General features: G+C 65.6%; 36 protein-coding genes. 3 read left to right on the top strand and 33 right to left on the bottom strand.

Annotated features, from left to right (window positions below):
* The first annotated feature begins 137 nt into the window (after nucleotides 1-137).
* On the top strand, nucleotides 138-857 hold the full coding sequence (locus RHOOR87_RS0111985; protein ID WP_027485144.1) for an ATP-binding protein: 720 nt from the start codon (nucleotides 138-140) through the stop codon (nucleotides 855-857).
* On the top strand, nucleotides 835-1,362 hold the full coding sequence (locus tag RHOOR87_RS0111980; protein ID WP_027485143.1) for a mismatch-specific DNA-glycosylase: 528 nt from the start codon (nucleotides 835-837) through the stop codon (nucleotides 1,360-1,362). Before RHOOR87_RS0111985 ends, RHOOR87_RS0111980 begins: the two co-directional genes overlap by 23 nt.
* 111 nt (nucleotides 1,363-1,473) lie before the next feature.
* On the opposite strand, the gene RHOOR87_RS0111975 is transcribed toward RHOOR87_RS0111980, so the two are convergent.
* Together RHOOR87_RS0111975 and RHOOR87_RS0111970 are read right to left on the bottom strand one after the other, a co-directional pair.
* The gene (locus tag RHOOR87_RS0111975; protein WP_027485142.1) at nucleotides 1,474-2,763 is read right to left on the bottom strand and encodes a cytochrome c; all 1,290 of its coding nucleotides are present in this window, start codon (nucleotides 2,761-2,763) and stop codon (nucleotides 1,474-1,476) included.
* Nucleotides 2,760-3,533 (bottom strand): c-type cytochrome, encoded by a 774-nt coding sequence (locus tag RHOOR87_RS0111970; RefSeq protein WP_196806981.1) that lies wholly within the window; start codon nucleotides 3,531-3,533, stop codon nucleotides 2,760-2,762. The genes RHOOR87_RS0111975 and RHOOR87_RS0111970 overlap by 4 nt, the downstream gene beginning before the upstream one ends.
* Before the next feature lie 98 nt (nucleotides 3,534-3,631).
* Here RHOOR87_RS0111970 and RHOOR87_RS0111965 point away from each other — a divergent pair, with 98 nt between their 5' ends.
* Complete coding sequence (locus tag RHOOR87_RS0111965; protein ID WP_027485140.1) at nucleotides 3,632-5,245, top strand: amidase; 1,614 nt, start codon at nucleotides 3,632-3,634, stop codon at nucleotides 5,243-5,245.
* A gap of 7 nt (nucleotides 5,246-5,252) precedes the next feature.
* Here the strand turns inward: RHOOR87_RS0111965 and RHOOR87_RS0111960 are convergent, their stop codons facing one another.
* The 31 genes from RHOOR87_RS0111960 to tuf all read right to left on the bottom strand — a co-directional run bounded on the left by RHOOR87_RS0111960 (nucleotide 5,253) and on the right by tuf (nucleotide 23,836).
* Nucleotides 5,253-6,062: a hypothetical protein gene (locus RHOOR87_RS0111960; RefSeq protein WP_027485139.1), complete on the bottom strand. Its 810-nt coding sequence runs from the start codon at nucleotides 6,060-6,062 to the stop codon at nucleotides 5,253-5,255.
* A gap of 100 nt (nucleotides 6,063-6,162) precedes the next feature.
* Entirely contained in the window at nucleotides 6,163-7,542 is a 1,380-nt protein-coding gene (locus tag RHOOR87_RS0111955) for a 3-deoxy-7-phosphoheptulonate synthase class II (protein WP_007513393.1), read from the bottom strand.
* A gap of 29 nt (nucleotides 7,543-7,571) precedes the next feature.
* Nucleotides 7,572-8,075, bottom strand: a complete 504-nt coding sequence (locus RHOOR87_RS0111950; RefSeq protein ID WP_007513391.1) for a disulfide bond formation protein B — start codon at nucleotides 8,073-8,075, stop codon at nucleotides 7,572-7,574.
* A gap of 187 nt (nucleotides 8,076-8,262) precedes the next feature.
* Nucleotides 8,263-8,646 (bottom strand): 50S ribosomal protein L17, encoded by a 384-nt coding sequence (gene rplQ / locus RHOOR87_RS0111945; RefSeq protein WP_007513389.1) that lies wholly within the window; start codon nucleotides 8,644-8,646, stop codon nucleotides 8,263-8,265.
* Nucleotides 8,647-8,750: 104 nt separating this feature from the next.
* A complete protein-coding gene (gene rpoA, locus RHOOR87_RS0111940) occupies nucleotides 8,751-9,749 on the bottom strand; it encodes a DNA-directed RNA polymerase subunit alpha (protein WP_007513388.1) in 999 nt (332 codons plus the stop codon).
* Nucleotides 9,750-9,766: 17 nt separating this feature from the next.
* Nucleotides 9,767-10,393 carry a 30S ribosomal protein S4 gene (gene rpsD / locus RHOOR87_RS0111935; protein ID WP_027485138.1) on the bottom strand — a complete coding sequence of 209 codons (627 nt, stop codon included), beginning with the start codon at nucleotides 10,391-10,393 and terminating at the stop codon, nucleotides 9,767-9,769.
* Between the two features lie 81 nt (nucleotides 10,394-10,474).
* On the bottom strand, nucleotides 10,475-10,861 hold the full coding sequence (gene rpsK / locus RHOOR87_RS0111930) for a 30S ribosomal protein S11 (protein WP_007513384.1): 387 nt from the start codon (nucleotides 10,859-10,861) through the stop codon (nucleotides 10,475-10,477).
* A 16-nt stretch (nucleotides 10,862-10,877) separates the two neighbouring features.
* Complete coding sequence (gene rpsM, locus RHOOR87_RS0111925) at nucleotides 10,878-11,234, bottom strand: 30S ribosomal protein S13 (RefSeq protein WP_007513382.1); 357 nt, start codon at nucleotides 11,232-11,234, stop codon at nucleotides 10,878-10,880.
* Nucleotides 11,235-11,369: 135 nt separating this feature from the next.
* The gene (gene secY / locus RHOOR87_RS0111920) at nucleotides 11,370-12,692 is read right to left on the bottom strand and encodes a preprotein translocase subunit SecY (protein ID WP_015447082.1); all 1,323 of its coding nucleotides are present in this window, start codon (nucleotides 12,690-12,692) and stop codon (nucleotides 11,370-11,372) included.
* A 4-nt stretch (nucleotides 12,693-12,696) separates the two neighbouring features.
* Nucleotides 12,697-13,128, bottom strand: a complete 432-nt coding sequence (gene rplO, locus RHOOR87_RS0111915) for a 50S ribosomal protein L15 (protein WP_015447081.1) — start codon at nucleotides 13,126-13,128, stop codon at nucleotides 12,697-12,699.
* A 5-nt stretch (nucleotides 13,129-13,133) separates the two neighbouring features.
* A complete protein-coding gene (rpmD, locus tag RHOOR87_RS0111910) occupies nucleotides 13,134-13,331 on the bottom strand; it encodes a 50S ribosomal protein L30 (protein ID WP_007513375.1) in 198 nt (65 codons plus the stop codon).
* Nucleotides 13,324-13,833 carry a 30S ribosomal protein S5 gene (rpsE, locus tag RHOOR87_RS0111905; RefSeq protein ID WP_007513373.1) on the bottom strand — a complete coding sequence of 170 codons (510 nt, stop codon included), beginning with the start codon at nucleotides 13,831-13,833 and terminating at the stop codon, nucleotides 13,324-13,326. The genes rpmD and rpsE overlap by 8 nt, the downstream gene beginning before the upstream one ends.
* 107 nt (nucleotides 13,834-13,940) lie before the next feature.
* A complete protein-coding gene (gene rplR, locus RHOOR87_RS0111900) occupies nucleotides 13,941-14,300 on the bottom strand; it encodes a 50S ribosomal protein L18 (RefSeq protein ID WP_174315851.1) in 360 nt (119 codons plus the stop codon).
* An 85-nt stretch (nucleotides 14,301-14,385) separates the two neighbouring features.
* Nucleotides 14,386-14,913, bottom strand: coding sequence for a 50S ribosomal protein L6 (gene rplF / locus RHOOR87_RS0111895; RefSeq protein WP_007513369.1), 528 nt, complete (start codon nucleotides 14,911-14,913; stop codon nucleotides 14,386-14,388).
* A gap of 11 nt (nucleotides 14,914-14,924) precedes the next feature.
* Nucleotides 14,925-15,320: a 30S ribosomal protein S8 gene (gene rpsH / locus RHOOR87_RS0111890; protein WP_007513367.1), complete on the bottom strand. Its 396-nt coding sequence runs from the start codon at nucleotides 15,318-15,320 to the stop codon at nucleotides 14,925-14,927.
* A 219-nt stretch (nucleotides 15,321-15,539) separates the two neighbouring features.
* The gene (gene rpsN, locus RHOOR87_RS0111885) at nucleotides 15,540-15,845 is read right to left on the bottom strand and encodes a 30S ribosomal protein S14 (RefSeq protein ID WP_007513366.1); all 306 of its coding nucleotides are present in this window, start codon (nucleotides 15,843-15,845) and stop codon (nucleotides 15,540-15,542) included.
* Nucleotides 15,846-15,863: 18 nt separating this feature from the next.
* Nucleotides 15,864-16,406 carry a 50S ribosomal protein L5 gene (rplE, locus tag RHOOR87_RS0111880; protein WP_174315863.1) on the bottom strand — a complete coding sequence of 181 codons (543 nt, stop codon included), beginning with the start codon at nucleotides 16,404-16,406 and terminating at the stop codon, nucleotides 15,864-15,866.
* Between the two features lie 9 nt (nucleotides 16,407-16,415).
* Nucleotides 16,416-16,730: a 50S ribosomal protein L24 gene (gene rplX / locus RHOOR87_RS0111875; RefSeq protein WP_027485137.1), complete on the bottom strand. Its 315-nt coding sequence runs from the start codon at nucleotides 16,728-16,730 to the stop codon at nucleotides 16,416-16,418.
* Nucleotides 16,731-16,744: 14 nt separating this feature from the next.
* A complete protein-coding gene (rplN, locus tag RHOOR87_RS0111870; RefSeq protein ID WP_007513359.1) occupies nucleotides 16,745-17,113 on the bottom strand; it encodes a 50S ribosomal protein L14 in 369 nt (122 codons plus the stop codon).
* A gap of 14 nt (nucleotides 17,114-17,127) precedes the next feature.
* Entirely contained in the window at nucleotides 17,128-17,388 is a 261-nt protein-coding gene (rpsQ, locus tag RHOOR87_RS0111865) for a 30S ribosomal protein S17 (protein WP_027485136.1), read from the bottom strand.
* Between the two features lie 12 nt (nucleotides 17,389-17,400).
* On the bottom strand, nucleotides 17,401-17,586 hold the full coding sequence (gene rpmC / locus RHOOR87_RS0111860; protein ID WP_007513354.1) for a 50S ribosomal protein L29: 186 nt from the start codon (nucleotides 17,584-17,586) through the stop codon (nucleotides 17,401-17,403).
* Entirely contained in the window at nucleotides 17,586-17,999 is a 414-nt protein-coding gene (gene rplP, locus RHOOR87_RS0111855; protein ID WP_007513352.1) for a 50S ribosomal protein L16, read from the bottom strand. The genes rpmC and rplP overlap by 1 nt, the downstream gene beginning before the upstream one ends.
* A gap of 11 nt (nucleotides 18,000-18,010) precedes the next feature.
* Nucleotides 18,011-18,766, bottom strand: a complete 756-nt coding sequence (gene rpsC, locus RHOOR87_RS0111850) for a 30S ribosomal protein S3 (protein ID WP_007513351.1) — start codon at nucleotides 18,764-18,766, stop codon at nucleotides 18,011-18,013.
* A gap of 15 nt (nucleotides 18,767-18,781) precedes the next feature.
* A complete protein-coding gene (gene rplV / locus RHOOR87_RS0111845; RefSeq protein WP_007513348.1) occupies nucleotides 18,782-19,117 on the bottom strand; it encodes a 50S ribosomal protein L22 in 336 nt (111 codons plus the stop codon).
* Nucleotides 19,117-19,389 (bottom strand): 30S ribosomal protein S19, encoded by a 273-nt coding sequence (rpsS, locus tag RHOOR87_RS0111840; RefSeq protein WP_007513347.1) that lies wholly within the window; start codon nucleotides 19,387-19,389, stop codon nucleotides 19,117-19,119. The genes rplV and rpsS overlap by 1 nt, the downstream gene beginning before the upstream one ends.
* A 12-nt stretch (nucleotides 19,390-19,401) precedes the next feature.
* On the bottom strand, nucleotides 19,402-20,226 hold the full coding sequence (rplB, locus tag RHOOR87_RS0111835) for a 50S ribosomal protein L2 (RefSeq protein ID WP_007513344.1): 825 nt from the start codon (nucleotides 20,224-20,226) through the stop codon (nucleotides 19,402-19,404).
* A 17-nt stretch (nucleotides 20,227-20,243) separates the two neighbouring features.
* Nucleotides 20,244-20,537: a 50S ribosomal protein L23 gene (rplW, locus tag RHOOR87_RS0111830; RefSeq protein ID WP_007513343.1), complete on the bottom strand. Its 294-nt coding sequence runs from the start codon at nucleotides 20,535-20,537 to the stop codon at nucleotides 20,244-20,246.
* Complete coding sequence (gene rplD / locus RHOOR87_RS0111825; RefSeq protein WP_027485135.1) at nucleotides 20,534-21,136, bottom strand: 50S ribosomal protein L4; 603 nt, start codon at nucleotides 21,134-21,136, stop codon at nucleotides 20,534-20,536. Before rplD ends, rplW begins: the two co-directional genes overlap by 4 nt.
* A gap of 11 nt (nucleotides 21,137-21,147) precedes the next feature.
* On the bottom strand, nucleotides 21,148-21,789 hold the full coding sequence (gene rplC, locus RHOOR87_RS0111820; RefSeq protein WP_027485134.1) for a 50S ribosomal protein L3: 642 nt from the start codon (nucleotides 21,787-21,789) through the stop codon (nucleotides 21,148-21,150).
* Nucleotides 21,790-21,809: 20 nt separating this feature from the next.
* Nucleotides 21,810-22,121 carry a 30S ribosomal protein S10 gene (gene rpsJ / locus RHOOR87_RS0111815; protein ID WP_007082173.1) on the bottom strand — a complete coding sequence of 104 codons (312 nt, stop codon included), beginning with the start codon at nucleotides 22,119-22,121 and terminating at the stop codon, nucleotides 21,810-21,812.
* Nucleotides 22,122-22,645: 524 nt separating this feature from the next.
* Nucleotides 22,646-23,836 carry an elongation factor Tu gene (gene tuf, locus RHOOR87_RS0111810; protein ID WP_027485133.1) on the bottom strand — a complete coding sequence of 397 codons (1,191 nt, stop codon included), beginning with the start codon at nucleotides 23,834-23,836 and terminating at the stop codon, nucleotides 22,646-22,648.
* Nucleotide 23,837: the final 1 nt, after the last annotated feature.

The following is a 23,837-nucleotide window of genomic DNA, read 5'->3' as shown; positions in this document are numbered from 1 at the left end:
CAGGTGATCTTTATAGCGGTGCAGCCACGGACTGTCGATGAACCACGGCATGGAATCCGCAGGCCGGCGCCGGATGACGCAAAATGGGCGCTGGCGCGCGACAAGCTCTGCCACCCGACCACCCCGGAAGCGAACGCATGACGACCCCCACGCCTACGCCTACCCTGCTGGCCTGGAGCGGCGGCAAGGACTGCCTGCTGGCCCTGCAGCGGCTGCTGGCCGATCCGCAATGGCAGGTGGCCGGCCTGCTCACCACGGTCAACCGCAACTACCAGCGCGTGGCCATGCACGGCACGCCGCGCGAGGTGCTGCAGGCGCAGGCCGCCGCGCTCGGCCTGCCGTTGCTGGAGGTGATGCTGGACTGGCCCGGCAGCAACGAAGCCTACGAGGCGGCCCACGCGCAGGCGCTGGTCGAGGCGCGCATGCGCTGGCCGGGAATCCGCCACTGCGCGTTCGGCGACCTGTTCCTGGAGGACGTGCGCGACTACCGCGTGCGCCAGCTCGGCCGCGAGAACTGGCGCGCGGTGTTCCCGCTGTGGGGCGAAGACACCGCCGCGCTGGCGCGCCGCTTCGTCGGCGAAGGCCACCGTGCGGTGCTGTGCTGCGTGGATACCCAGCAGCTCGACGCGGACTTCTGCGGCCGCCCCTACGACGCCGCCCTGCTCGACGCGCTGCCGGCCGGCGTCGACCCCTGCGGCGAGCGCGGCGAGTTCCACACGCTGAGCTACGCCGGGCCGCTGTTCCGCCGGCCGCTCAAGCTGCGCCACGGCGAATCGGTACTGCGCGACGGTCGCTTCCAGTTCACCGATTTCCTGCTGGACGACAGCCGGCCCGATGGCCATGCCGCGGCGGACTGAGCGCCCGATCCTGCCCGACCTGCTGCAACCCGGGCTGGCGCTGGTGTTCTGCGGCACCGCTGCAGGCAGGCGCTCGGCCGCCGAGCGCGCCTACTACGCCCACCCCGGCAACCTGTTCTGGCGCGCGCTGCATGCGTCCGGCCTCACGCCGCGCCTGCTGGCGCCGGCGGAGTTTCCGCTGCTGCCGCAGTTCGGCATCGGCCTCACCGACCTGGCCAAGCGCCACAGCGGCAACGACGACGAGCTGCCGCCCGATGCGTTCGATGCGCCTGCCCTGTTCGCCCGGATCGAACGCCACGCTCCGCGCCTGCTCGCCTTCACCAGCAAGAACGCGGCGCGCGCCGCACTCGGCCATGCAGTCGGCTATGGCTTGCAGGGCGACACCGTCGGCGGCACGCGGCTGTTCGTGCTGCCCTCGCCATCCGGCCAGGCGCGCGGGCACTGGGACCTGGCGTCATGGCTGGCACTGGGCAAGCTGTATCACGCGGCCCGGGCGGACGTGTAGGAGTGCGCTTGCGCGCGATGCTCTTGCTCTTGCCTCTGAAGCTCTCGGCTCTGAATGCAGTAAGCGCAAGAGCATCGCGCACAGAGTGCGCTGCTACACGCGAAGCCGGAGTCAGTCGATCGGCGTGTGCCGGTACGTGCTGACCGCTTCGGCGCGCACGATCGAAGCCTGGTTGGTCCACGTGCGGCGGATGTAGGTGACCACCGCCGCCACCTCGGCGTCGCTCAGCTGCTGCGCGAACGGCGGCATCGAGTACGGCCGCTGGTTCGCCGCAGTGACCGGCGCGAAGCCGCCGAGCAGCACCATGCGGGTCGCGTTGATGCCGGTCGGCTCGGTCACCGAGGAGTTGCCGTCCAGCGGCGGATAAACCCCGGCCACGCCCTTGCCGTGCTTGCCATGGCATGCGGCGCAGTGCTTCGCGTAGACCTTCGTGCCCTGCTCGGCCAGCGTCCTGGCGTCGAACGGCGTGGTCGGTGGCGCCGGCTGTTCCCGCGACGGCAACGACTGCAGGTAGCTGGCGATCGCGCGCAGGTCGGCGTCGCTCAGGTGCTGGGTGCTGCCCGACACCACCGCGGCCATCGGACCGAATGCCGCGCCCCGGGCCGACTGGCCAGTCTTCAGCAGGTCGACGATGTCCTGCGCGCTCCAGCCTTCCAGGCCGCCGTTCCTGCCGGTGCTGAGGTCGGGCGCGTACCAGTTCTGCATCGGGATCTGGCCACCGCTGAGGTGCACGTCCTGCGGCGTGCCGCCGAGCGTGTCACGCGCGGCGTGGCATTCGTTGCAGTGGCCCAGTCCCTGCACCAGGTAGGCGCCGCGGTTCCACTCGGCCGACTGCGCCGGGTCGGGCTTGAACTCGCCTTCGCGGAAGTACAGCACGCGCCAAGCCTTCAGACTGTTGCGCACGCTGTACGGGAACGCCAGCGCCGGCGTCATGTTCTTCTGCCGCACCGGCGCCAACGACTGCAGCCAGGCGAAGATCGCCAGCGCATCGTCGTGGCTGACCTTGGTGTACGAAGTATAGGAGAACGCCGGATACAGCAGCTCGCCATGGCGGCCCTTGCCGCTGTGCAGCGCCTGCCAGAAATCCTCGAAGCTCCAGTCGCCCAGGCCGGTTTCGCGGTCGGGCGTGATGTTCGGCACCGGAATGTTGCCGAACGGCGTGGCCAGCGCCCGCCCGCCGGCGTAGCGCGCGCCGCCCTGCGCGGTATGGCAGCCGGCGCAGTCGCCGACCGTAGCCAGATACTCGCCCTTCGCGAGCAGCGCCGGATCGCGCAGGCTGGCCGCCGCGACCTTGCTCGCGGCCGGTGGCGTCGGCTGGCTGCGGCCGCCGAACAGCACCCAGCCCAGCGCCAGCACGACCAGCAGCGCCACCGACGGCAACAGCCAGCGCAGCCACTTCACGACGGGTCTCCCGGCGCGCCCAGCACGCCGCAGGCCAGCGGCGGTTTCACCGAACCGGCCGGCTGCGGGTGCGTGTCGGCCGGCAGCTCGCGGCTGGCCAGCGCGGCGGCCACCGCAGTGATGTCCGACGCGCCGAGCCGGCTCGCCACCTCGGCCATGCAGTCCGGCGCCACCGTGGCGCGGGTGTGCGTGCGCCACGAGCCCAGCTGCGCACTGATGTAGTCGTACGGCAGGCCGACCAGCCCCGGCGTGGACGGCTCCACCCCGGTCAGCTGGCTGCCGTGGCAGCTGCTGCAGGCAGGAATCCTGCGGGCCGGATCGCCCTTGCCGATCAGTTCCTCGCCGCGCGCAAGCGTCGCGGCGGATACCGGCGGCAGCGGCGAACGGCCGTACGGCACCTGCTGCGCCGCGAAGTACTCGGCGATCTCGCGCATGTACGCGGGCGGCAGCTGGCGCACGGTGTATTCCATCGGCGCGTACTTGCGCAGGCCGTTCTGGAAATCCTGCATCTGGCGCGCGAGATACGCCGCCGGCTTGCCGGCAAGGCGCGGGAAGTAGCCGCTGCCGGGCGTGCCTTCGCCATGCACGCCATGGCAGGCGGTGCAGGCGGCGATACGCTGCTGCAGGGTGTCGGGAACCGGCGGCGTAGCGTCCGTATCGGCGGCACGGGCAGGAGCGCCAGACAACAGCGTGGTCACCAGCAGGATCGCGACACCGAAGGAACGGACTGAGCGGAAACGGACTGGACAGGCGCGGGCGTTCGTCATCATCCGGGGATTGTACTGCGGCCACCACCGCACGCCGGTCACGCTGGCGCTAAGCTTGGCCGACACGGCTGCGTGCCGCGCTCGTCATATCGGGGGTCATCGTGAAGCATTCAGCGGTCCATCTCGCCGCCTTCGTCGCCACCTTGCTTGCCGGCTCCGCACTGGCCGCCGAGGCCGCTACGCCGGAGACCGCCTACGCATCGATCGCGCAGCTGCAGCAGCGTATGGACGCCGGCACGCTGGACAGCCGCCAGCTGACCCAGGCGTTGCTCGACCGCATCCAGCGCATCGATCGCTCCGGCCCGACCCTGCGCGCGGTGATCGAGACGAACCCCGAGGCGCTGGCGCTGGCCGGCGCACTCGACACGAAGCGCACGAAGGCTCACGGCCCGCTGTACGGCATTCCGGTGCTGCTGAAGGACAACATCGACACCGGCGACCGCATGCTCACCACCGCCGGCTCACTGGCGCTCATCGACGCGCCGGCGCCGCGCGACGCCGGCCTGGTCGAACGGCTGCGCAAGGCCGGCGCGCTGGTGCTGGGCAAGACCAACCTGAGCGAGTGGGCCAACTTCCGCTCCAACCACGCCAGCAGCGGCTGGAGCGGACGCGGCGGGCAGACCAAGAACCCCTACGTGCTCGACCGCAACCCCTGCGGCTCCAGTGCCGGCTCGGCCGCCGCAGTGGCGGCCGGGCTGGCTACGCTGGCGATCGGCAGCGAGACCGACGGCTCGATCATCTGCCCGGCGGCGATGAACGGCATCGTCGGCATCAAGCCCACCCTGGGCCTGGTCAGCCGCAGCGGCATCGTGCCGATCAGCCACAGCCAGGACACCGCCGGCCCGATGGCGCGCAGCGTGGCCGACGCCGCCGCCCTGCTCACGGTGATCGCCGGCAGCGACCCGCGCGATCCGGCCACCGCCGAAGCGGACCGGCACGCCACCGACTACACCCGCTTCCTCGACCCGAACGGACTGAAGGGCAAGCGCATCGGCGTGGTGCGCCAGCTCGCCGGCGCCGAGCCTAACGCCGACCGCGTGCTCGAGCAGGCGATCGCGCTGATGAAGGCGCAGGGCGCGATCATCGTCGACCCGGTCACGCTGCCGCACCTGGCCGAGCTGGGCGAGCCGGAGATGACCGTGCTGCTGTACGACTTCAAGCACGACATCAACGCCTACCTCGCCAACCGCCGCGACCTCAAGGCAAGGACGCTGGCCGACCTGATCGCATTCAACCAGGCACACGCCGGCGAGGAGATGCCCTGGTTCGGCCAGGAGCTGTTCGAACAGGCGGAGAAGAAGGGACCGCTCAGCGACAAGGCGTACACGGATGCGCTGGCCAAGGCGAAGCGGCTGTCCGGACCGGAGGGCATCGACGCCGCCTTGCAGGCGCAGCACCTGGACGCCCTGCTGGCGCCGTCGTGGGGTCCGGCCTTCATGACCGACCCGGTGCTCGGCGACCACATCGTCAGCGGCGACCCCACCGTGGGCGGCGCCTCGCAGCCGGCGGCCGTGGCCGGCTACCCCTCGATCACCGTACCCGCCGGCTTCGCCCACGGCCTGCCGGTCGGCATCGTGCTGTTCGGCGCGAAATGGAGCGAGCCCACGCTGATCTCGATCGCCTACGGCTTCGAGCAACATGCCGGCGCGTGGCAGCCGCCGCAGTTCCTGGAGACGGTGGGCGGCAAGTCCGTGGCAACTGGAAAACGGCCGTAGCGCGTCGCTAGCGCAGGTAGACCGTCGGCCCCAGCACCACCGCGAACACCAGCGTCACCAGCACGCCGGCGACCACGATGGCGCCATGGCGGCCGATCGCGAAATCGCGCGGCGGTTCGTTGCAGGCACGGGCATAGGCCACGTTGAACAACCCTGCCGTGCCGCCGAACGTTGAAGCGACTGCCGACATCAGGGTGATCGCAATACCCAGCGGATTCAGCAGGCTGACGAGCGCGGCGACCATGCCGCCGATCGCGTACACGGTCATGGCAATCTTCCGCTGCTCATGCCGGGCCTGCCCGCCGCCGCCCAGCATTGCCCACATCATGCGTATGGCCCGACGGACCACCGCGATGTAGACGTACAGGCCTACGGCGAACATCACACCGCGCCACAGCCACGGCCACGGCAGCGGGCCGATGCCGCCACCCGTGTCCGGCCCCCAGTCGCCGAGGTTGGTCGCCCCGGAAAACATCCAGTAACCCGCGGCGACCATGCCCTTCACGGCGAACACGATCCACAGCACCAGCCGCGGCAGCGGCCGTTTCGCCCGACTCCAGGCGAGACAGGCCAACGTTGCCAGTATCGCGTCCACGCCCGTACCGGCCATCGCCACGATGCGTCTGCTCCAGCTACCCGTCCCGGGGCACTCGACGTAATACGCGCCCAGCTCGCTGGGCCGATGGCCACTGGCGACGCAGGCAAGCGCGTGTCCCATCAGCTCATGCGCCATGGTCAGCAAAGGCAACAGCAGCAGCACCAGCCCCAGCAGCGTCCAGAGGTCGACGCGCGGCGACGCCGGATTCTTTTCGGTCACCGTTCGATGCTCCCCGTCAGAGGAACCCATGGTCACGCTTCCGGCACACGCACTCCAGTGCACAGTGCCAGTCTGCGGCCATGACATCTGTCATGGCTGATCACTCGGGCGCCGGCATTGCCCCGGCCGACTTGCGCACGATCAGCATCGCCAGCTCCAGCGACTGCTCGTAGTTCAGGCGCGGATCGACCATCGACTTGTAGGCGCGGTCGAGGTCACTCTCCGACAGGTCGCGGGCGCCGCCCATGCATTCGGTGACGTCCTCGCCGGTCAGCTCCAGATGCACGCCGCCCAGCCGGGTGCCGGCGGCGGCATGGATGTCGAACGCCTGGTCGAGCTCGCCGCGGATGTTGTCGAAACGGCGGGTCTTGTAACCGTTCGAGGTACTCTCGGTGTTGCCGTGCATCGGGTCGGCGACCCACAGCACGCGGCGGCCGGACCGCTTCACCGCGTCCAGCAGCGGCGGCAGCGCCGCGGCGATCTTCGCGTTGCCCATGCGGTGGATCAGGGTCAGCCGGCCCGGCTCGTCGTCCGGGTTCAACGCGTCGATCAGCGGCAGCAACTGGTCCGGCGTCACCGAAGGACCGACCTTCACCGCCACCGGGTTGCGGATGCCGCGGAAATATTCCACGTGCGCGCCATCCAGCGCGGCGGTGCGCATGCCGATCCACGGGAAGTGGGTGGACAGGTTGAACCAGCCGGGATGGCGCGGCACCTGGCGGGTCAGTGCCTGCTCGTAGTGCAGCAGCAGCGCCTCGTGCGAGGTGAAGAAGTCCACCTTGGAGAAACCGGCGATCGGACCGGCCAGGGTCTCCATGAAGCGCAACGAGTCGCCGATGGCCGCGACCATCTGGCGGTACTCGGCAGCCAGCGGCGAGTGCTCGACCCAGGCCAGATCCCAGTACTCCGGGTGATGCAGGTCGGCGAAGCCGCCGTCGATCAGCGCGCGCACGAAGTTCATGGTCAGGGCGGAATGCGCATGCGCCTGGATCAGCCGCTGCGGATCGGGCCGGCGCGCGGCGGCGGTGAACTCCGGGCCGTTGACGAGGTCGCCGCGAAAGCTCGGCAGGCTCACGCCGTCGCGGGTCTCGCTATCGGTCGAACGCGGTTTCGCGTACTGCCCGGCGAAACGGCCCACCCGCAGCACCGGCTTCTTCAGCCCGTGCACCAGCACCAGGCTCATCTGCAGCAGCACCTTCAGCCGGTTCGAGATCACCGGGCTGGTGCAGTCGGCGAAGCTCTCCGCGCAATCGCCGCCCTGCAGCAGGAAGCGCCCGCCCTCCTGCGCCTCGGCCAGCGCCTGCTTCAGCGCAAGCACTTCCCACGAGGTCACCAGCGGCGGCAACCGGGCGAGCTGGGCGCCGGCGGCGGCCAGTTCCCCCGCATCGTCGTAATGCGGCTGCTGCAGCGCCATGCGCTGCTGCCACGAGTCGGGCGCCCAGTCGGCGGGGAGACGGAAGTTGGACACGGCGGGATTCATCACACGACCCTGGATGGCAACGGGAACGCTCACTTCACGGCCGACCGGCGCCGCGCCGCCACGATCGCCAGCACGGCCAGCGCGATGTACCACAGCAGGGTCCAGGTCGGCATCGGCAGACCGAGGATCGGTTCGACCTTGGCGCACTCACCCGAACCGGTGAAGACCAGCTTCAGCATCTTCGAAAACGGGAACGCGTCCAGCATGTAACCGAGGCCGGGACCGCAGGAGGGCACCTGGTCGGCCGGCAGGGTCTGCAGCCAGAGATGGCGGCCGGCGCTGGCGATGCCGCCCGCTGCGCCGGCCAGCACCAGCCCCGTGTAGGCCCAGCGGCCGCCGCCACGCGGCGCATGCAGGGCGCCCAGCAGGAAGAACAGCGCCATGACCAGGAACGCGATGCGCTGGAAGACGCACAGCGGGCACGGCGTCATGCCCAGTCCGTATTCGGCGTACAGCGCAAAGCCGAGCAGCCCCGCGCAGACCAGGAAGCCGACGAGGAAACTGACACGGTACGACCAACGGAATGGATTCATGGTGGATTGCTGCGTTGCGGAACCAATGACATTACCCGTTCGCCTGGACGCTGTCAGCAGGCAAGCGGCATCGGACAGAAATACCCGGCCCGGCGAAGCCCCCATACGCGAAAACCCGGCAGGTCACCCGGCCGGGCTTCGCGTATGGACGTCTGAACGCCGGGCCTGATCGACCGCGGCCGCCGCCTTACTCGGCGTCGACGGCCTCGACCTGCGGGCGGCCGACCAGCTCGACGTACGCCATCGGCGCGTTGTCGCCATCGCGGAAGCCGCACTTCAGGATGCGCAGGTAGCCGCCGGGGCGCTCCTTGTAGCGCGGGCCCAGCTCGACGAACAGCTTGCCGACCGCTTCCTTGTCACGCAGGCGCGAGAAGGCGAGGCGACGATTGGCCACGCCGTCGGCCTTGGCCAGGGTGATCAGCGGCTCGGCCACGCGGCGAAGTTCCTTCGCCTTCGGCAGGGTGGTACGGATCAGCTCGTGCTTGAACAGCGACGAAGCCATGTTCTTGAACATGGCTTCGCGATGGCTGCTGGTCCGGTTGAACTTGCGTCCGGATTTCATGTGGCGCATGACGGAACTCTCTTTGGTCTGTTGTTATGAAAGACCGGCACCTGCGTCCGGCCTTCCGCGGCTATCCGCTTATGTTTTTCGGGATACGGGATCCCGGCTTTCCATCAACCCAGCTGCATGCCGTGCGACAAGCCCGGCGGCGGCCAGTTCTCGAGCTTCATGCCCAGCGCGAGGCCACGACCGCCCAGCACGTCCTTGATCTCGGTCAGCGACTTCTTGCCCAGGTTCGGCGTCTTCAGCAGCTCGACCTCGGTCTTCTGCACCAGGTCGCCGATGTAATAGATGCTCTCGGCCTTCAGGCAGTTCGCCGAACGCACGGTGAGCTCCAGATCGTCGATCGGGCGCAGCAGCAGCGGATCGAAACCGCTCTTCTCCGCCTTGTCGGTGGCGCTCTCGCGACGCGAGAAATCGCCGAACACCGACAGCTGGTCGTTGATGATCTCGGCCGCCTTGCGCACCGCATCCTCGGCGCCGATGGTGCCGTTGGTCTCGATGTCCAGCACCAGCTTGTCGAGGTTGGTACGCTGCTCGACACGAGCCGCGTCCACTTCGTAGGCCACGCGCAGCACCGGCGCGAACGACGCGTCCAGTTGCAGGCGGCCGATCGGACGCGCCTCGTCATCCGGATGCTGCCGCGCGCTGGCCGGCTGGTAGCCGACGCCGCGACGCACCTTCAGGCGCATGTTGAGCGCGATGTCCTTGGTCAGGTGGCAGATCACGTGCTCGGGGTTGATGATCTCCACCGAGTGGTCGACGACGATGTCGCCGGCCGTGACCACGCCCTTGCCCTTCTTGGACAGGGTCAGGGTGACCTCATCGCCGCTGTGCTGACGGATCGCCACGTCCTTGAGGTTCAGCAGGACTTCGATCACGTCCTCCTGCAGGCCTTCCAGGGTGGTGTATTCGTGCAGCACGCCATCGATTTCCACCTCGACGATGGCGCTGCCGGGGATCGAGGAGAGCAGCACGCGACGCAGCGCGTTGCCCAGGGTGTGGCCAAAGCCACGCTCGAGCGGCTCGACCACCACCTTGGCGCGGTTGGCCCCGAGCTGTTCGACGCTGAGACCACGCGGCCGCAGCACGCTAGTTGACGAAACTGCCATGCAGAGCTCCGGTAAAATTACTTCGAGTAAAGCTCGACGATCAGGGCTTCATTGATGTCGGTCGGCAGATCGCCGCGATCCGGCACCGACTTGAACATACCTTCAAACTTCTTGCTGTCGACTTCGACCCAACCCGGACGCAAGTCCATGGTGTCGAACACAGTCGCCGCCTCCTGCACGCGTAGCTGGCTGCGGGCGCGCTCGGTCAGCGCGATCGCATCGCCCGGGCGCACCTGGTACGAAGGAATGTTCACCTTCTTGCCGTTCACCAGGATGGCCTTGTGCGCGACCAGCTGGCGGGCCTGGGCGCGGGTGACCGCGAAGCCCATACGGTAGACGACGTTGTCCAGGCGGCTCTCGAGCAGGCGCAGCAGGTTCTCGCCGGTGTTGCCCTTGAGGGTCGATGCCTTGGTGTAGTAGTTGCTGAACTGGCGCTCAAGCACGCCATAGATGCGCTTGACCTTCTGCTTCTCGCGCAACTGCACGGCATAGTCGGACATGCGCATGCGCTTGTTCGCGCCATGCTGACCGGGCTTGTTTTCCAGCTTGCACTTGGAATCCAGCGCGCGCGCCGGGCTCTTCAGGCTGAGATCTGCACCCTCACGACGGGCGAGTTTGCAGGTAGCTCCACGATAACGGGCCATGTTTTTTCTCTTTCGATAGTCCGGCCAAGGAAGGCCGGTTTTTGATTTTCGCGATCAGGGATGATCGCAAAAAACAACCTCTTAGACTCGACGCTTCTTGGGGGGACGGCAGCCGTTGTGCGGAATCGGCGTGACATCGATGATGTTGAGCACCTTGTAGCCCAACGCGTTCAGCGAGCGCACCGCCGACTCGCGGCCCGGGCCCGGACCCTTGATGCGCACTTCCACCGTCTTCACGCCGTAGTCGCCGGCGGCACGACCGGCCTTCTCGGCGGCCACCTGGGCGGCGAACGGGGTCGACTTGCGCGAACCGCGGAAACCCGCGCCGCCGGCGGTCGCCCACGACAGGGCATTGCCCTGGCGATCGGTAATGGTGACGATGGTGTTGTTGAAGGAGGCCTGCACGTGGGCCACGGCATCCGTGACAACGCGCTTGATCTTCTTCTTGGTCTTGACAGGCTTGGCCATGTTCGGAATCCGTTACTTACTTCTTGATGGCGCGACGCGGGCCCTTGCGGGTGCGTGCGTTGGTACGCGTGCGCTGGCCGCGCACCGGCAGGCCGCGACGATGACGCAGGCCGCGGTAGCAACCCAGGTCCATCAGGCGCTTGATGGCCATGCCCACCTCGCGGCGAAGATCGCCCTCGACGGTGTACTTGGCGATCTCGTGGCGGATCTTCTCCACCTCGCCTTCACTGAGGGACTTGATCTGGGTGGTGGGAACCACGCCAGCATCCACGCAGACCTTCCTGGCCCGGCTGCGGCCGATACCGTAAATGCTCTGCAGACCGACCCAGACATGCTTCTGGACCGGCAAATTGACACCCGCGATGCGCGCCATGATGTACTTTCTCCGATGCGTTTCTTGCGCGGTAAACGCGCAATTCTAACCTGAATTACCCTGACTGGAAAGCCCTGCGGCACCAAGGCGCCGCCAGCCTCCGACTTCGACCAGACCCGTTCGCCCCAGCAGCCACTAGTTGCGACGGAGATTGGCCTTCTTGAGCAGACTTTCGTACTGGTGACTGACCAGGTGCGCCTGCACCTGTGCCGTGAAATCCATCACCACCACCACCACGATCAGCAGCGACGTGCCACCGAAATAGAACGGTACGTGCCAGGCGCTCTGCATGAACGACGGCACCAGGCAGACCAGCACCAGATACAGCGCGCCGACACCGGTCAGGCGCGTCATCACCGCATCGATGTAGCCGGCCGTGGCCTTGCCCGGACGGATACCCGGGATCAACGCTCCGGAACGCTTGAGATTGTCGGCAGTCTCGTCGGCGTTGAACACGATCGCCGTGTAGAAGAACGCAAAACCGATCACCAGTACCGAAAAGACGGTCTCGTACAGCGGGTTGCCCGGACTCAGCGCCTGGGTCAGGTCCTGCAGCCAGCGCGATTTCTGACCCGTGCTGAACCAGCTCACCGCAGTCGCCGGGAACATCAGCAGACTGGAGGCGAAGATCGGCGGAATCACGCCCGACATGTTGATCTTCAGCGGCAGGTTCGAGCTCTGGTTCATGTAGGCCTTCTGCCCACCGGAACGCCGCGCGTAGTTCACCGTGATGCGCCGCTGGGCACGCTCCATGAACACCACGAACCCAGTCACGCCCAGCGTTACAACAAGTACCATCAACAACTTGATCAACGACAGCTCGCCGTTGCTGGCCATGCCCAGGGTATGCACCACCGCCCCCGGCAGACCGGCCACGATACCGGCGAAGATCAGCAGGGAAATGCCGTTGCCGATGCCGCGCTCGGTCATCTGCTCGCCCAGCCACATCAGGAACATGGTGCCGGCGGTAAGCCCGACCACGGACGAGAAGATGAAGCCGAAGCCCGGGGTGTAGACCACCGGTGCGCCACCCGCGGCAACCTGCCCCTGCAACGCCACTGCGATACCGAACGACTGGAACGCCGCCAGGGCCACCGTGGCATAGCGCGTGTACATCGTCATCTTACGCTTGCCGGCCTCGCCTTCCTTGCGCAGGCTCTGCAGGCTCGGTACCACCGCGCCCATCATCTGGAACACGATCGACGCCGAGATGTACGGGATCACGCCCAGCGCGAATACCGAGAAGCGCTCCAGCGCGCCGCCCGAGAACATGTTGAACATGTCCATCAGGCCATTGCCGTTGACCAGGTTGGTCATCGCCTCCGGGTTGACGCCCGGAACCGGAATGAACGAACCGAGCCGAAACACCACCAGCGCACCGATCACGAAGAAGATACGCTGGCGAAGCTCCGTCAGCTTGCCGAGCTTGCCGAGTGCATTGCCCTTGGCTGCTGCCACCTGATTACTCCACGCTGCCGCCGGCAGCCTCGATGGCTGCCTTGGCGCCGGCGGTAGCCAGCAGACCGGACAACTTCACCGCGCGACCGATCTCGCCCTTGAGGACCACCTTGACCTTCTTCGCGCGGCCGTTGATCAGGCCAGCCTGATGCAGCGCGACGACGTCGATCACGTCACCCTTGAGGCTGGCCAGCTGGTACAGGAACACTTCCTGGCTCTCGGCCTGCTTCTTCGAACGGAAGCCGATCTTCGGCATCCGGCGATTCAGCGGCATCTGGCCGCCCTCGAAGCCATACTTGTGGGTGCCGCCTGCGCGAGCGTGCTGACCCTTGTGGCCGCGGCCGGCGGTCTTGCCCAGGCCCGAACCGATGCCGCGGCCGACGCGCAGGCGCGTCTTGTGGGAACCGGCGGCCGGCTTGATGTCATTCAGACGCATGATGCTTACTCCTCGACCCGAACCAGGTAGTAGACCGTGTTGATCAGGCCACGGACCTGCGGGCTGTCCTTCAATTCACGGACGTCATCGATCTTGCCCAGGCCCAGCGCCTTGACGCTCAGGCGGTGCCGGGCCTGCACGCCGCGCAGGCCCTTGACCAGGCGCACGCGCACGGTGGCGGCGGTTTCGTTCTTCTTAGCCATTGCCGAGCACCTCTTCCAGGCTCTTGCCACGCTTGGCGGCGATCTTCTTGGGCGAGGCGACTGCCTGCAGGCCCTTGATGGTGGCGCGCACCAAGTTGATCGGGTTGCGCGAACCCACGGCTTTGGCCAGCACGTTCTTGACGCCGACCACTTCCAGCACCGCACGCATGGCGCCGCCGGCGATCACGCCGGTACCCTCGGAGGCCGGCTGCATGTAGACGCGGGCCGCGCCATGGTTCGCCTTCACGGCATACCACAGGGTGCCGTTGTTCAGCTCGATGTTCACCATCTGGCGGCGGGCGCGCTCCATCGCCTTGGAAATGGCCACCGGCACTTCACGCGCCTTGCCATAGCCGAAGCCGACCTTGCCCTCGCCGTCGCCGACCACGGTCAGCGCGGTGAAGCTCATCTGGCGGCCACCCTTGACGGTCTTGGCCACACGGTTGACGGCAATCAGCTTTTCCAGCAGGCCGTCGGAATTTTCGCGATCGGTAGAAGACATGTTCTTTTCCATGTGCCCGGCGGACCGGGACTTCGTTTGCGGCTGGGCCGCTTGGAGTTGTAGGTGATGCAATGGAAATCAGGGACGTGCCCTGACCCGGGTGTCGCTCAGAACTGCAGACCGGCCTCGCGGGCCGCGTCGGCCAGTGCCTTGATGCGGCCGTGATAGCGGAAACCGGAGCGATCGAACGCCACCGCTTCGATACCCGCGGCCTTCGCACGCTCGGCGACGGCCTTGCCCACCGCAGCGGCGGCAGCCAGGTTCTTGGTCCCCTTCAGGCCCTCGGCCACCGACTTCTGTACGGTGGATGCAGCCGCCACCACGTTCTTGCCGGAGGCGTCGAACACCTGCGCATAGATGTGCTGGCCCGTACGGTGCACCGACAGGCGGGCGACCGCCAGCTTGCGGATATGGGCCCGCGTGGACTTGGCACGGCGCAGGCGGTTTTCGTTCTTGTTCATCGTCATGTCTCCAGAAAGCGGATTGGCTAGTATGAGCGGCTCTTTCGAAGAGTCCGGCCATGGATGGCCGGTCTTCGCGGAGGGACCCGCATCAAGCCTTCTTTGCTTCCTTCAAGGTGATCTTCTCGCCGGCATAACGCACGCCCTTGCCCTTGTACGGCTCCGGCGGACGGAAGCCGCGAATCTTGGCCGCCACCTGGCCCACCGCCTGCTTGTCCGCACCCTTGATCAGGACTTCGGTCTGCGTCGGGGTCTCGATGCTGATGCCTTCCGGCGCATCGAACACCACCGGGTGGGAAAAGCCCAGGCTCAGGTTCAGCGACTTGCCCTGCATGGAAACACGGTAGCCGACGCCGACCAGCTCAAGCTTGCGCTCGTAGCCGGTGGAGACACCGGTGACCATGTTGGACAGCAGTGCGCGCGCGGTGCCGCCGAACTTGTCGTCGGCGCCTTCCACCAGGCTGATGTTCGCCACGCCGTTGTCCACGGCGATGCTGACGCCCGGCAGGTGATGCACGGACAGCGTACCCTTGGGGCCCTTCACGGAGATTCCGTCGTTACCGACCGTCATCTCGACGCCCTTGGGCAGGGAAATTGGTTGTTTGGCAACACGTGACATTGATGGACTCCTTATGCCACTTGGCCGATGACTTCGCCGCCCAGACCCTTGGCGCGGGCCTGCGCATCGGTCAGCAGACCGGCGGAAGTCGAGATGATCGAGATGCCCAGGCCACCCAGGACCTTCGGCAACTCGTCCTTGCCGCGATAGACACGCAGGCCGGAGCGGCTGACACGGGAAATGCGCTCGATGGCCGGCTGGCCCTCGAAATACTTGAGCTTGAGCTCGAGCACCGGCTTGCCTTCCTCGGTGGAAGTCTTGGCGTCGAGGATGTAGCCCTCGTTCTTGAGAAGGTCGGCGATCGCCACCTTCAGTTTCGACGACGGCATACGCACGGTCGGCTTGCCCATGGCCTGGGCATTGCGGACACGCGTGAACAGATCGGCGATGGGATCAGTCATGCTCATGAAAACATCCTTCAGAGTGCACCGATATCCGATAAAACCGGAAATCAATCAGATTGTGAGCCGGCACGGACGCCGGCCTGCCTTGCGCAGACCGCCGACTATAACAGCATTTTCAGGTTTTGGCGAATAGCGATGCGGTAGTCGCATCTACCGGCGGCACGCTGAGCCCGCCGGGTGAGCCGGCGACGGAATATCCCGTCGACCGGCCCGGAAAGGTGGTTACCAGCTGGCCTTGCGCAGGCCGGGCACGTCGCCACGCATGGTCGCTTCGCGCAGCTTGTTGCGGCCCAGGCCGAACTTGGCGTAGACGGCACGCGGACGACCGGTCAACGCGCAACGGGTGCGCTGGCGCACCGGGCTGGCATCGCGCGGCAGCTTCTGCAGCTTGGACTGGGCCGCCATCTTCTCGTCGTAGGAAGCGCTGGGGCTCAGCACGATCGCCTTCAGCTCGGCACGCTTGGTGGCGAATTTCTGGACGAGCTTGGTCCGCTTGATGTCGCGGTTGACCATCGAGGTCTTTGCCATGGGTATCTCTCGCGTCTATCAGTTGCGGAACGGGAAGCTGAACGCTGCCAGCAAGGCCTTCGCTTCTTCGTCGGTCTTGGCGGTGGTGGTGATGGAGATATCCATGCCACGCAGCGCATCGACCTGGTCGAAGTCGATCTCAGGGAAGATGATCTGTTCCTTGATGCCGAAGTTGTAATTGCCGCGGCCGTCGAAGGCCTTGCCCGAAACACCGCGGAAGTCGCGCACACGCGGCAGCGAAATGTTGATCAGGCGATCGAGGAACTCGAACATCTGGGCGCGGCGCAAGGTGACCTTGCAGCCGATCGGCCAGCCGTCGCGGATCTTGAACGAGGCCACGGACACGCGCGCCTTGGTCGTGATCGGCTTCTGGCCGGAGATCTTGGCCATGTCGGCCACGGCATTCTCGAGCACCTTCTTGTTGCCCGCGGCTTCGCCCACGCCCATGTTCAGCGTGATCTTGGTGATGCGGGGAACCTGCATCACGTTCTGGTAGCCGAACTGCTCGGTGAGCTTCGGCACTACCTGCTCTTTGTAGAAATTTTCAAGGCGGGTCATGATCGTGATTCCTTACGCGTCCACCACCTCGCCAGACGAGCGGAACACGCGAACCTTGCGCCCATCAGCGAGCGTTTTGGCACCGACGCGTTCACCCTTGTTCGTGGCGGGGTTGAACAGCTGCACATTGGAGAGATGGATCGAGGCTTCACGCTCGACGATGCCGCCAGCCTGGTTGGCCTGGGGGTTCGGCTTGGTGTGGCGCTTGACCAGATTCACGTTGGAGACGAACACGCGATCGCCTGCAACACGCAGCACATCGCCGCGCTGACCCTTGTTCTTGCCGGTGATCACCAGGACCTGATCACCCTTGCGGATACGGTTCATTGTCTTGACTCCGCTCAGAGCACTTCGGGCGCAAGCGAGACGATCTTCATGAACTTCTCGCTGCGCAGCTCGCGGGTAACCGGCCCGAAAATACGGGTGCCGATCGGCTCGAGCTTGTTGTTGAGGAGGACCGCTGCATTGCCGTCGAAACGGATCAGCGAGCCATCGGGACGACGCACACCCTTGGCAGTACGCACCACCACGGCGTTGTAAACCTCGCCCTTCTTCACCTTGCCGCGAGGGATCGCATCCTTCACGGTGACCTTGATCACGTCACCGATCGCGGCGTAACGGCGCTTGGAGCCACCGAGTACCTTGATGCACATCAGTTCTTTCGCGCCGCTGTTGTCTGCTGCGGAAAGCGTGCTTTGCATCTGGATCATGTCTGCACCCTCCCTTAGACGTTGGCGCGCGTGATGATTTCGACCACGCGGTGATGTTTGGTCTTGGACAGCGGACGGCACTCCGCGATGCGCACGAGGTCGCCCTCGTTCGCACCCAGGTCGTCCTGCGCATGCAGTTTGGTCGACCGGCGGATGATCTTGCCGAGCAGCCAGTGCTGCTCCTGGCGCTCGACCAGGACGGTGACCGTCTTGTCCATCTTGTTGCTGGTGACGCGGCCCTCAAGGGTGCGCGTCTGCTTGTTGTTGTCGCTCATGTCGGCCGTCCCTTACTTCTTGCCGCCGAGCACGAATTTCGTGCGGGCGATGTCACGCCGAACGCGGCGGAGCTGGTGCGGCTGAGTGAGCTGGCCGGAACCCTTCTGCATGCGCAGGTTGAACTGCTCCTTGCGCAGGTCCAGCAGATGCTGCTGCAGCTCTTCGGCCGACTGGTTGTTGATATCTTTGCTGGCCATCACATCACCGCCCGGGTCACAAACTGGGTCTGCACCGACAGCTTGGCGGCGGCCAGGCGGAACGCCTCGCGCGCCGTCAACTCGTCGACACCCTCGATTTCATAGAGCATGCGACCGGGCTGGATCGGCGCGACCCAGAACTCGACACTGCCCTTGCCCGAGCCCATGCGGACTTCGATCGGCTTCTTGGTGATCGGCTTGTCCGGGAACACGCGGATCCACAGCTTGCCGCCACGCTTGACGAAGCGGGTGATGCAACGACGGGCGGCTTCGATCTGACGTGCAGTGAGCGCGCCGTGGGTCGTAGCCTTCAGGCCGTACTCGCCAAAGCTGACGAGGTTGGAGCACTGCGCCAGACCGTTGTTACGGCCCTTGAACTGTTTGCGGTATTTGGTTCGCTTGGGTTGCAACATGGCAACTCTCCTTACTTCGCAGACCGCTCGCGGCGGCCGTCACCGGCCTCGCGACGCGAATCGTTACGACGACCTTCGCCACCTTCGCGGCGCGGCTGCGCGGGCGACTCGTCCTTCGACTCCTGGCCGATCTGGGTCAGGTCGAAGATCTCGCCCTTGTTGACCCACACCTTGATGCCGATGATGCCGTAGGTGGTGCTCGCCTCGGCGAAGCCGTAATCGATGTCGGCACGCAGCGTGTGCAGCGGCACGCGGCCTTCACGGGCCCACTCGGAACGGGCGATCTCGGCACCGTTCAGGCGGCCGGACACGTTGATCTTGATGCCCAGCGCGCCCAGGCGCATCGCATTGCCGACCGAACGCTTCATCGCGCGGCGAAACATGATGCGACGCTCCAGCTGCTGCGCGATCGACTCGGCCACCAGCTGCGCGTCAAGCTCGGGCTTGCGCACTTCGTTGACGTTGATGTGCGTCGGGACGCCCATCATGTCGCTGACTTCCTTGCGCAGCTTCTCGATATCCTCGCCCTTCTTGCCGATCACCACGCCCGGGCGGGCGGTGTGGATCGTCACGCGCGCCGTCTTGGCCGGGCGCTCGATCTGGATCTTCGAGATACCGGCGGCAGCCAGCTTCTTCTTCAGCATGTCGCGGACCTTGATGTCGGCCACGAGATACTTGGCATAATCGCCCTTGTTGGCGAACCACTTCGAGTTCCAGTCCTTGGCAATGCCGAGGCGGATACCGGTGGGATGAACTTTGTGACCCATCGTCTATGTCCCCGGTCAGTTACCAACAACCACAGTAATGTGGCTGGTGCGCTTGAGAATGCGCGAACCGCGGCCTTTGGCGCGGGCATACATGCGCTTCATCGCCGGACCTTCGTCGACGAAGATGCTGGCCACCTTCAGCTCGTCGACATCCGCGCCGAGATTGTTCTCGGCGTTGGCGACGGCCGACAGCAGCACCTTGCGAACCAGGTGCGCGGCCTTCTTGTTGGTGTAGGTGAGCACGTCGCTGGCCCGGCCCACGGGAAGACCGCGGACCAGATCAGCCACCAGGCGTGCCTTTTGCGCCGAGATGCGGGCGCCGCGCAGGATCGCTTTGGCTTCAGTGCTCATCACTTGCCCTTCTTGTCGCCGACATGGCCTTTGAACGTACGGGTCACCGCGAACTCGCCGAGCTTGTGCCCGACCATGTTCTCGTTGATCAGGACAGGCACGTGCTGACGGCCGTTGTGGATGGCGATGGTCAAGCCGACCATTTCCGGCAGGATCATCGAGCGGCGCGACCAGGTCTTGATCGGGCGCTTGTTGTGGGCGGAAACCGCAGCTTCCACCTTCTTCGCGAGGTGAAGGTCGACGAACGGACCTTTCTTCAGAGAACGCGGCATGTCGGCTTCCTGTTACTTGGTACGACGACGCACGATGAACTGCTGCGTGCGCTTGTTGTTGCGGGTCTTGTAACCCTTGGCCGGCGTGCCCCACGGGCTGACCGGATGACGACCGCCAGAAGTCTTGCCTTCACCACCTCCGTGCGGGTGGTCGACCGGGTTCATCACCACGCCGCGGACGGTCGGGCGAATACCCACCCAGCGCTTGGCGCCGGCCTTGCCCAGCTTCTTCAGGCTGTGCTCGCCGTTGCCCACTTCGCCGATGGTGGCGCGGCAGTCGACCGAGACGCGACGCATCTCGCCGGAGCGCAGTCGCAACGTGGCGTACCCGGACTCGCGAGCGACCAGCTGCACCGAAGCGCCTGCGCTGCGGGCGATCTGCGCGCCCTTGCCGGGACGCAGCTCGATGCAATGGATGGTGCTGCCCATCGGGATATTGCGCAGCTGCAGGCAGTTGCCGGCCTTGATCGGCGCATCGCGGCCAGACACCAGGCGGTCGTCCACCTGCACGCCCTTCGGCGCAATGATGTAACGACGCTCGCCGTCGGCATAGCACAGCAACGCGATGTGCGCGGTGCGGTTCGGATCGTACTCGATGCGCTCGACGCGGGCAGCAATGCCCTCCTTGTCGCGCTTGAAATCGATGAGGCGGTAATGCTGCTTGTGGCCGCCGCCACGATGACGCGTGGTGATGCGACCGTGGTGGTTGCGACCGCCGGTCTTGGACTGCGACTCGGTCAACGCCGCGTACGGCGCGCCCTTGTACAGGCCTTCCGTGCGGACGCTCACCGCGTCACGGCGGCCCGGCGAGGTCGGCTTGTGGTTGATTAGTGCCATCTCACAGAACTCCTGGCTCAGGCCTTGGCGGACACGTCGATGGTCTGGCCATCGGCAAGACGCACATAGGCCTTGCGCTTGCCCTGGCGGCTGCCAGCGCGGAAACGGAAGGACTTGACCTTGCCCTTGGTGTTGACGAGGTTCACCTGCTCGACCTTGACGTCGAACATCTTCTCCACGGCAACGCGGACATCAGCCTTGGTTGCGGTCGGGGCGACCACGAATACGTACTGATTATGCTCGGCCAGGCGCGCCGACTTCTCGGAAATGTGCGGCGCGCGCAGCGTATCGAGAATGCGTTCGTTGTTCATGCCAGCCACTCCTCGACCTTCTTCACGGCGTCGACCGTCATCACCACATGGTCGGAACCGACCAGGCTGACCGGGTTCAGCGCCATCACGTCCAGCACATGGATATACGGGATATTGCGCGCGGCCAGGAACAACGCCTCGGAGGCATCCTCCGACACCAGCAGCACGCGACCGGAAACCTCCAGCTCAGCCAGCTTGGCCACCATCGCGGAGGTCTTCGGCGTCTCGACACCGAAGCTCTCGACGACCTTCAGGCGACCTTGGCGGGCCAGCTCGGAGAAAATCGAGCGGATCGCGACACGGTAGGCCTTGCGATTGACTTTCTGCTCGTAGCTGCGCGGCTTGGCGGCAAACGTGACGCCACCGCCGATGAAGATCGGCGCACGGTAGTCACCGTGACGGGCACCACCGCCCTTCTGCTTCTTGAATTTCTTGGTGGTGCCGGACATCTCGCCGCGCGACAGCTGCGCCTTGGTACCGGCGCGACCAGCCGCCTGGTAGGCAACCACCACCTGGTGAACCAGGGCTTTCTTGTACTCGCCGCCGAACACTTCGTCCGACACGCTGAGCGGCTTGGCGCCAATGACATTCAATTCCATGGCGACTCTCCTCAACCCTTGGTCGTCGGGCGAATGATGACGTCGCCACCGGTTGCACCCGGTACCGCGCCCTTCACCGCAATCAGGTGGCGCTCGGCGTCGACCTTGACCACTTCCAGCCCCTGCGCCGAGCGGCGCACGGCACCCATGTGACCGGCCATCTTCTTGCCGGGGAACACGCGACCCGGCGTCTGGCGCTGGCCGATGGAGCCCGGCGCGCGATGCGAGAGCGAGTTGCCGTGGGTGGCGTCGCCCATCTTGAAGCTCCAGCGCTTGATCGTGCCCTGGAAGCCCTTGCCCTTCGACACGCCGGCAACGTCGACGATCTGGCCGACGGAAAACACCTCATCCGCCTTGATCTCGGTACCCACGGCATACTTGCCGAGGTCCTCGGCCGCCACGCGGAACTCCCACAGACCACGACCCGGCTCAACCTTGGCCTTCGCGTAATGACCCTTCAGCGGCTGCGTCAGCAGGTTCGCGCGCTTGCTGCCCGCAGAAACCTGGACGGCGCTGTAGCCATCGTTGTCATCCGTCTTCAGCTGGGTCACCCGGTTCGGCGTCGCTTCAATCAGCGTCACCGGAATCGAACGACCATCTTCAGTGAAGAGTCGGCTCATGCCGCATTTGCGGCCAACCAATCCGATACTCATCTTCGTATCCTGTCTGTCGCTCAACCGAGCTTGATCTGAACATCGACGCCTGCGGCGAGATCAAGCTTCATGAGCGCGTCCACGGTCTTGTCGTTCGGGTCGACGATGTCGAGCACACGCTTGTGGGTACGGGTCTCGTACTGGTCGCGTGCATCCTTGTCGACGTGCGGCGACGTCAGAATGGTGTAACGCTCGATCTTGGTCGGGAGCGGGATCGGGCCGAGTACCGTGGCACCCGTGCGCTTTGCCGTCTCGACGATCTCGCTGGCCGAGCGGTCGATCAGGCGATGATCGTACGCTTTCAGCCGAATCCGAATCTTCTGGTTCGCCATAACCGTGTCCTGTTGTCGAAAGAACGTTCTGTGAAACGAAGCGGCTTCTCACCGCCCCGCACTGCCTTTTGCCACAAACCCGAGGCCTTCAATGATTCGTCGGCCCCTTTGAAAAACACCAGGCGAGCATCGGTTCGCTCGCCTGGCACCATCCGAATCTCGCACGAAACGACGTGTCAACAGGGCACACCCCGCGATCACGTCGACTTGCGAAGGCCGATCCGCGGCCAGCGAACTCGAAGCACGTCCTGCGCCTCATTTCGCGGTTGGTCGTCCAGAAACACGTCTGTCCGACAAGTGAGCTGCGAAGTATACCGGTAAATCTGGCATTAGTGAAGGGGTGCGAAACAACATCAACCTTGACTTGGCCGGCGTTAACCGGCGCGGCGCAGCCACGTCCGGTTCAACAGCGGGAGTTATCCCGGCAGCGTGTGGTTCCGTTCGCCCCGTGACCTTTACTTCAGCCATCCTCCCTGATCGCAAAGATCAACCCGGCATCCATGCCGGACTTCTCACAAGAGCTATTACTTGATGACCTTGGCCACCACACCGGCGCCGACGGTGCGGCCGCCTTCGCGGATGGCGAAACGCAGGCCTTCGTCCATCGCGATCGGGTGGATCAGGCTCACCACCATCTTCACGTTGTCGCCCGGCATCACCATTTCCACGCCTTCCGGCAGCGTCACCGCGCCGGTCACGTCGGTCGTGCGGAAGTAGAACTGCGGACGGTAGCCCTTGAAGAACGGCGTATGACGGCCACCCTCGTCCTTGCTCAGCACATAGACCTCGGCCTCGAAGTCGGTGTGCGGCGTGATCGTGCCCGGCTTGGCCAGCACCTGGCCGCGCTCGACGTCGTCACGCTTCAGGCCGCGCAGCAGCAGACCGGCGTTGTCGCCCGCCTGACCCTGGTCCAGCAGCTTGCGGAACATTTCCACGCCGGTCACGGTGGTCTTCTGCGTGTCGCGGATGCCGACCACTTCGATTTCGTCGCCCACCTTGATCACGCCGCGCTCGATACGGCCGGTCACCACCGTACCGCGGCCGGAGATCGAGAACACGTCCTCCACCGGCATCAGGAACGGCTTGTCGATCGCGCGCACCGGCTCCGGGATCCAGGTGTCCAGCGCATCCACCAGCTTGACGATCGACGGCACGCCGATCTCGCTCTGATCGCCTTCCAGCGCCAGCTTGGCCGAACCGTGGATCATCGGCGTGTCGTCGCCCGGGAAGTCGTACTTGGTCAGCAGCTCGCGCACTTCCATCTCGACCAGCTCGAGCAGCTCGGCGTCGTCCACCATGTCCGCCTTGTTCAGGTAGACCACGATGTACGGCACGCCCACCTGACGGCTCAGCAGAATGTGCTCGCGCGTCTGCGGCATCGGGCCGTCCGCCGCCGAGCACACCAGGATCGCGCCGTCCATCTGCGCCGCACCCGTGATCATGTTCTTCACGTAGTCCGCATGCCCCGGGCAATCCACGTGCGCGTAGTGCCGCTTCGGCGACTCGTATTCCACGTGCGCCGTCGAGATCGTGATGCCGCGCGCCTTCTCTTCCGGCGCCGCGTCGATCGCGCTGTAATCCTTGAACTCGCCACCGAAGCGCTCCGCACCGACCTTCGTCAGCGCCGCCGTCAGCGTCGTCTTGCCGTGATCCACGTGACCAATCGTGCCGACGTTGACGTGCGGCTTGGTGCGTTCGAATTTACCCTTTGCCATG

Origin of the sequence: Rhodanobacter sp. OR87 (genome assembly GCF_000473345.1) — a bacterium.
GTDB lineage: Bacteria > Pseudomonadota > Gammaproteobacteria > Xanthomonadales > Rhodanobacteraceae > Rhodanobacter > Rhodanobacter denitrificans.
The sequence above is the reverse complement of the archived record's forward strand: the minus strand, read 5'-3'. Positions and strand labels throughout refer to the sequence as shown.

What these genes read in the sequence shown, in the direction of transcription:
- rpsD (WP_027485138.1), bottom strand. Translation starts at nt 10,393, where the DNA reads ATGGCCCGTTATCGTGGAGCTACCTGCAAACTCGCCCGTCGTGAGGGT.
- rplX (WP_027485137.1), bottom strand. Translation starts at nt 16,730, where the DNA reads ATGAACCGTATCCGCAAGGGTGATCAGGTCCTGGTGATCACCGGCAAG.
- RHOOR87_RS0111955 (WP_007513393.1), bottom strand. Translation starts at nt 7,542, where the DNA reads ATGAATCCCGCCGTGTCCAACTTCCGTCTCCCCGCCGACTGGGCGCCC.
- rpsS (WP_007513347.1), bottom strand. Translation starts at nt 19,389, where the DNA reads ATGCCGCGTTCTCTGAAGAAAGGTCCGTTCGTCGACCTTCACCTCGCG.
- rplP (WP_007513352.1), bottom strand. Translation starts at nt 17,999, where the DNA reads ATGTTGCAACCCAAGCGAACCAAATACCGCAAACAGTTCAAGGGCCGT.
- rpoA (WP_007513388.1), bottom strand. Translation starts at nt 9,749, where the DNA reads ATGGCAGTTTCGTCAACTAGCGTGCTGCGGCCGCGTGGTCTCAGCGTC.
- rplR (WP_174315851.1), bottom strand. Translation starts at nt 14,300, where the DNA reads ATGACGATGAACAAGAACGAAAACCGCCTGCGCCGTGCCAAGTCCACG.
- rpsN (WP_007513366.1), bottom strand. Translation starts at nt 15,845, where the DNA reads ATGGCAAAGACCTCGATGGTCAACCGCGACATCAAGCGGACCAAGCTC.
- rplO (WP_015447081.1), bottom strand. Translation starts at nt 13,128, where the DNA reads ATGCGTCTGAATGACATCAAGCCGGCCGCCGGTTCCCACAAGACGCGC.
- rpsJ (WP_007082173.1), bottom strand. Translation starts at nt 22,121, where the DNA reads ATGGCGAACCAGAAGATTCGGATTCGGCTGAAAGCGTACGATCATCGC.
- RHOOR87_RS0111980 (WP_027485143.1), top strand. Translation starts at nt 835, where the DNA reads ATGGCCATGCCGCGGCGGACTGAGCGCCCGATCCTGCCCGACCTGCTG.
- rplC (WP_027485134.1), bottom strand. Translation starts at nt 21,789, where the DNA reads ATGAGTATCGGATTGGTTGGCCGCAAATGCGGCATGAGCCGACTCTTC.
- rplN (WP_007513359.1), bottom strand. Translation starts at nt 17,113, where the DNA reads ATGATCCAGATGCAAAGCACGCTTTCCGCAGCAGACAACAGCGGCGCG.
- RHOOR87_RS0111970 (WP_196806981.1), bottom strand. Translation starts at nt 3,533, where the DNA reads ATGATGACGAACGCCCGCGCCTGTCCAGTCCGTTTCCGCTCAGTCCGT.
- rplF (WP_007513369.1), bottom strand. Translation starts at nt 14,913, where the DNA reads ATGTCACGTGTTGCCAAACAACCAATTTCCCTGCCCAAGGGCGTCGAG.
- rplB (WP_007513344.1), bottom strand. Translation starts at nt 20,226, where the DNA reads ATGGCACTAATCAACCACAAGCCGACCTCGCCGGGCCGCCGTGACGCG.
- rpsK (WP_007513384.1), bottom strand. Translation starts at nt 10,861, where the DNA reads ATGGCCAAGCCTGTCAAGACCAAGAAGAAGATCAAGCGCGTTGTCACG.
- tuf (WP_027485133.1), bottom strand. Translation starts at nt 23,836, where the DNA reads ATGGCAAAGGGTAAATTCGAACGCACCAAGCCGCACGTCAACGTCGGC.
- rplW (WP_007513343.1), bottom strand. Translation starts at nt 20,537, where the DNA reads ATGAACAACGAACGCATTCTCGATACGCTGCGCGCGCCGCACATTTCC.
- rpsC (WP_007513351.1), bottom strand. Translation starts at nt 18,766, where the DNA reads ATGGGTCACAAAGTTCATCCCACCGGTATCCGCCTCGGCATTGCCAAG.
- rpsE (WP_007513373.1), bottom strand. Translation starts at nt 13,833, where the DNA reads ATGTCTTCTACCGATCGCGAAAATTCCGACGGCCTGCTGGAAAAGCTG.
- rpsQ (WP_027485136.1), bottom strand. Translation starts at nt 17,388, where the DNA reads ATGAGCGACAACAACAAGCAGACGCGCACCCTTGAGGGCCGCGTCACC.
- rpmC (WP_007513354.1), bottom strand. Translation starts at nt 17,586, where the DNA reads ATGGCCAGCAAAGATATCAACAACCAGTCGGCCGAAGAGCTGCAGCAG.
- rpsH (WP_007513367.1), bottom strand. Translation starts at nt 15,320, where the DNA reads ATGAGCATGACTGATCCCATCGCCGATCTGTTCACGCGTGTCCGCAAT.
- rpmD (WP_007513375.1), bottom strand. Translation starts at nt 13,331, where the DNA reads ATGGCTAAGAAGAACGAAACCGCCGCCACCGTGCGCGTGCGCCTGGTC.
- rplQ (WP_007513389.1), bottom strand. Translation starts at nt 8,646, where the DNA reads ATGCGCCACATGAAATCCGGACGCAAGTTCAACCGGACCAGCAGCCAT.
- rplV (WP_007513348.1), bottom strand. Translation starts at nt 19,117, where the DNA reads ATGAGCACTGAAGCCAAAGCGATCCTGCGCGGCGCCCGCATCTCGGCG.
- RHOOR87_RS0111985 (WP_027485144.1), top strand. Translation starts at nt 138, where the DNA reads ATGACGACCCCCACGCCTACGCCTACCCTGCTGGCCTGGAGCGGCGGC.
- rpsM (WP_007513382.1), bottom strand. Translation starts at nt 11,234, where the DNA reads ATGGCGCGCATCGCGGGTGTCAATTTGCCGGTCCAGAAGCATGTCTGG.
- RHOOR87_RS0111950 (WP_007513391.1), bottom strand. Translation starts at nt 8,075, where the DNA reads ATGAATCCATTCCGTTGGTCGTACCGTGTCAGTTTCCTCGTCGGCTTC.
- rplD (WP_027485135.1), bottom strand. Translation starts at nt 21,136, where the DNA reads ATGGAATTGAATGTCATTGGCGCCAAGCCGCTCAGCGTGTCGGACGAA.